Annotated in this window: 2 protein-coding genes; both read left to right on the forward strand. The window is 76.9% G+C overall.

Features of this window, described 5'->3' with window-relative positions:
• Positions 1–4,109 (forward strand): type I polyketide synthase (locus ABZS51_RS42165; protein ID WP_355453814.1); only part of this gene is annotated, 4,109 nt, incomplete at its 5' end.
• Positions 4,110–4,140: 31 nt separating this feature from the next.
• Positions 4,141–5,104 (forward strand): beta-ketoacyl synthase N-terminal-like domain-containing protein (locus ABZS51_RS42170; RefSeq protein ID WP_355453817.1); only part of this gene is annotated, 964 nt, incomplete at its 3' end.

Raw genomic sequence — 5,104 nt, forward strand, 5'->3', positions numbered from 1 at the left:
TGCTGACCGCCGGCCGCGCCTGGCCGCGCGGCGAGCGCCCGCGCCGCGCGGCCGTCTCCAGCTTCGGCATCAGCGGCACGAACGCGCACGCCATCATCGAGGAGTACGTCCCCGAGACCGGGACCGGGACCGGGGCCGAGCCGAGCCGCGTCCCGGAAGCCGGTGGGCCGCTGGCGTGGCCGGTCAGCGCGCACGGCGCCGCCGCCCTGCGCGGCCAGGCCGCCCGCCTGAGCACCCGCGTCATGGCCGCCGACGTCACGACAGGTCGGCGCCCGGACGCCGCCGACGTGGCGCACTCGCTCGTCACCACCCGGGCCCTGTTCCCGCACCGCGCCGTCGTCCTGGGCCGCGACGGCGACGAGCTGGCCGCCGCCCTCGGCGCGTACGCCCGCCGGGAGCCCACCCCCGACGTGATCGAGGGCGTCGCCCCCGAGCACCCGCGTGCCGCCTTCCTGTTCACCGGCCAGGGCGGCCAGCGGCCCGGCATGGGGCGGGAGCTGGCCCGGTTCTCGCCGGTGTTCGCCGCCGCCCTGGACGAGGCGTGCGCCGCGCTCGACCCGTACCTCGACCGGCCGCTGCGCGAGGTGATGTGGGCCGCGCCCGGCACGCCCGAGGCGGCGCTGCTCGACGAGACCGCCTACACCCAGCCCGCGCTGTTCGCCTTCGAGGTGGCCGCGTTCCGGCTGCTGGAGTCGCTGGGCCCGGCGCCCGCGGCGGTCGCCGGGCACTCGGTCGGCGAGTTCGCCGCCGCGCACGTGGCGGGCGTCTGGTCGCTGGCCGACGCCGCCCGGCTCGTCGCGGCCCGTGGCCGGCTGATGCAGCGGCTGACCGCGCCCGGCGCGATGGCCGCCGTGGCGGCGAGCGCCGACGAGGTCCGGCCCACGCTCGACGGGCTGGAGCACCTGGTCTCCGTCGCGGCCGTCAACGGGCCCGCGAGCGTGGTCCTGTCCGGCGACGCCGACGCCTGCCTGGCCGTGGCAGACCTGTGGCGGGACCGGGGCCGTCGCACCCGCAGGCTGGCCGTCAGCCACGCCTTCCACTCGCCGCTCATGGAGCCGATGCTGGACGCGTTCGCCGCCGAGCTGGCCGCCGTCCGGTTCGGCGAGCCCCGCCTCGCGTACGTCACCGGCCTGACCGGCCTGGCCGGCACCCGCTGGACGTCGCCGGGCTACTGGCTGGAGCAGATCCGGCTGCCGGTCATGTTCCACGCCATGGTGGAGCGGCTGGAGGGCGAGGGCATCGGCGTCCTCGTCGAGGTCGGGCCGAAGGCCGTGCTGTCCGGCATGGCGCACGACTGCGTCACCCGCGAGGACACCGCCGTCATCCCGCTGCACCGGCGTGACACCCCGGAGCCGGACGCGCTGACCGCCTGCCTGGCCCGCGCCTGGGTCGCCGGGCTCCCGGTCGACTGGCCCGCGCTGTTCCGCCGCGGCACCCGTACGGACCTGCCCACGTACGCCTTCGACAGGCGGCGCTACTGGCTCGACCCGCCCGCCCGCGCCGCGGCCCTGTCCGAGGCGCTGCCCTCGGCCGGGCTGGCCGAGGCCGGTCACCCGCTGCTGGGCGCGGTCGTGGACCTGGCGGAGGACGGGCCGACCGTGCTGACCGGCCGCCTGTCGGTGGACGCCGCGCCGTGGCTGGCCGACCACCGGGTGGGCGGCACGATCGTCCTGCCCGGGGCGGCCATGGCCGACCTGGTCCTGGAGGCGGGCGCGCGGACCGGCTGCGAGCTGGTCGAGGAGCTGATGTTCGAGGCGCCGCTGGTGCTGCCCGCCCGGGGCGGCGTCGTCGTCCAGGTGGTCGTGGAGCGCCCCGACGCCTCCGGCGCCCGGCCGGTGCGGCTCCACTCCCGGCCCGCCGGCGACCCCGAGGCGGGGTGGACGCGGCACCTGTCCGGCACGATCACCGACACGGCGTCCCCCGCCCACGACGCCGCCTCCTGGGCCGTGGCGTGGCCGCCCGCCGGCGCGGTGGCGGTGGAGGTGGAGGGTGGTTATGAGCGGTTGGTGGAGCGGGGGTACGAGTACGGTCCGGCGTTCCAGGGGTTGCGGGCGTTGTGGCGGCGCGGGGACGAGCTGTTCGCGGAGGTCGTGGCTCCGGAGGGGGTCGAGGTCGCCGGGTACGGCGTCCATCCGGCGCTGTTCGACGCGGTGTTCCACCCGCTGGTGGTGGCGGCGCCCGACGGGGAGCTGCGGCTGCCGTTCGAGCTGCGGGGCGCGCGCCTGCACGCGGCCGGGGCCACGGACCTGCGGGTGCGGCTGAGGGAGATCGGCTCGGACGGGTGCGCCGTCGAGGCCGCCGACCCGTCCGGGCGGCCCGTGCTGTCGCTGGGCTCCCTGCGGGTGCGGCCGGTGCCGCCGGGCGCGCTGGGCGGGCCGTCCGTTCCGGTGTCGTACGGGGTGGAGTGGGTGGCGGCCCCTGCGGCCGGTGCCGCATCCGCTCCCGGGGCCGGGGGGCCGCCGGTGGTGTGGTGCGTGTCGGAGGGGCCGGACGTGCCGTCGTCGGTGCGGGCGCTGACAGGGCGGGTGCTGCAGGCGGTGGCTTCGGCTCCGGCCGACGGGGTGGTGGTGTTCGCGACGCGGCCCGGTGATGTGGCGGCGGGCGCGGTGCAGGGCCTGGTGCGCACCGTCCAGTCGGAGCAGCCGGGCCGGTTCGTGCTGGCGGAGGTGGAGGAGGGGTTCTCGGACTGGGCCCGGCTGGTGGCCCTCGGGGAGCCGCAGGTGCGGGTGACCGGGGGCGAGGTCCTCGTGCCGCGCCTGGCCCGCCGCACACCGCCGGCCGCCTCGCCCCGCGAGGTGCCGGGTGCGGTGCTGGTGACCGGCGGCACGGGCGGGCTGGGCGCGCTGGTGGCGCGGCGGCTGGTGGAGCGGCACGGCGTACGGGATCTGGTGCTCGTCTCGCGCCGCGGACCCGAGGCCCCCGGGGCCGGCGCGCTCGTCGAGGAGCTCTCCGCGCTGGGCGCGAGCGTCAGGGTGGCGGCCTGCGACGTGGCCGACCGGGCGGCGCTGGCCGCCCTGCTGGACCAGGTGCCGTCCCTGGCCGGAGTCGTCCACACGGCCGGCGTGCTGGACGACGCGATGGTGGAGGGGCTGACGCCGGAGCGCATGGCCACGGTGCTGGCGCCCAAGGCGGACGCCGCCTGGCACCTGCACGAGCTGACCCTCGACCGGCCCGTGGGATCGTTCGTCCTGTTCTCGTCGCTGGCCGGGGTGCTCGGCAACGCGGGCCAGGGCAACTACGCCGCGGCCAACGCCTTCCTGGACGCCCTGGCCGGGCACCGGCACGCGCTGGGCCTGCCGGCCGTGTCCGTCGCCTGGGGTCTCTGGGACACCGGCGCGACCGGCATGGGCGGCGGCCTCGACGCCGCCGACGTGGCCAGGCTCGCCCGGGCGGGCGTCGCCCCGCTGAGCGTGGAGGAGGGCCTGGAGGCGTTCGACCGCGCCCTCGGGGACGCCGAGCCGCTGGTCGTGGCCGCCCGCTGGGACACCGCCGGGCTGCGGGCCCGCGCCGAGGCCGGTGACCTGCCGGCCCTGCTGCGCGGCCTCGTACGGACGCCGCGACGGAGCGCCGGAGAGCAGGGCGGCGGCGTGGCCGGACTGGTGTCCAAGCTCGCCGTGATGACCAGGGACGAGGCCCTGCGGCTGCTCACGGACCGCGTCCGGACGCACGTCGCCGCGGTCCTCGCCCACGGCAGCGCCGACCACATCGAGGCCGACCGGGCCTTCAACCGGCTCGGCTTCGACTCCCTGACCGCCGTCGAGCTGCGCAACCGGCTCAACGCCGACACCGGCCTGCGCCTGCCGGCGACCCTCGTCTTCGACCACCCGACGGTCAACTCCCTGGCCGAGTACCTCTTCCGCACGCTCGCGCCCCAGGCGCCGTCCCCCGAGGACACGCTGCGCACCGCCCTGGAGCACGTCGGCTCCATGCTGGCCGGCGCCAGGGAAGACGCGGACACCGTCCGCAGCAAGCTCGTCGCCGTGCTGCAGAGCAGCCTGGCCCGGTTCGGGGCGGAGCCGGACGGCTCCGGGCCCGCCGAAACGGTGGTGGACAAGATCGACTCGGCTTCCGACGAGGAGATCTTCGCCCTCATCGACAACGAACTGTGACGCCTGACTCCCGCGACCGAAGGGTTCACCGATGGGGACCGAGGACAAGCTCCGCGACTATCTGAGGCGCGCGACCGTCGAGCTGGCGGAGACCCGCCAGCGCCTCGCCGAGGACGTGGGCCGGCGGCACGAGCCGGTGGCCATCGTGGGCATGGCGTGCCGGTACCCCGGCGGGGTGTGGGGCCCTGACGACCTGTGGGACCTGGTGGCCGCGGGCGGCGACGCCATCGGCGACTTCCCCGCCGACCGCGGCTGGGACCTGGAGGGGCTGTTCGACCCGGACCCCGAGGCGTGGGGCAAGTCGTACACGCGGCACGGCGGGTTCGTGGGCGCCGTGGCCGACTTCGACGCCGCGTTCTTCGGGATGAGCCCGCGCAGCGCGCTGGCCACCGACCCGCAGCACCGGCTGTTCCTGGAGTCGTGCTGGGAGGCGCTGGAGCGGGCGGGCATCGACCCGTCGTCGCTGCGTGGCACCCGCACCGGCGTGTACGCGGGCAACATGTACGAGCACTACTCGACCCGGTTCCTGGAGATCACCCCCGAGGCCGTCGAGGGCACCCTGTTCACCTCCAGCGCCTCCAGCGTCATGTCCGGCCGCGTCTCGTACACCCTCGGCCTGGAAGGCCCCTCGATCTCGGTCGACACCGCGTGCTCCTCGTCGCTGGTCGCCCTGCACCTGGCCGTGCAGGCGCTGCGCCGCGGCGAGTGCTCGCTGGCCCTCGCGGGCGGGGTCTCGGTCATGGCGTCGCCGGTGCCGTTCATCGAGTTCTGCCGGCAGCGGGCGCTCGCGCCCGACGGGCGCTGCAAGTCGTTCTCCTCGACCGCCGACGGCGCCGCCTGGTCCGAGGGCGTCGGCGTGCTCACCCTGGAACGCCTCTCGGACGCCCAGCGCAACGGCCGCCGCGTCCTCGCGGTGATCCGCGGCTCGGCCGTCAACCAGGACGGCGCCAGCAACGGCATGACGGCGCCCAGCGGACCGGCCCAGGAGCGGGTCA

This window comes from Nonomuraea sp. NPDC005501 (assembly GCF_040605905.1).
GTDB lineage: Bacteria > Actinomycetota > Actinomycetes > Streptosporangiales > Streptosporangiaceae > Nonomuraea.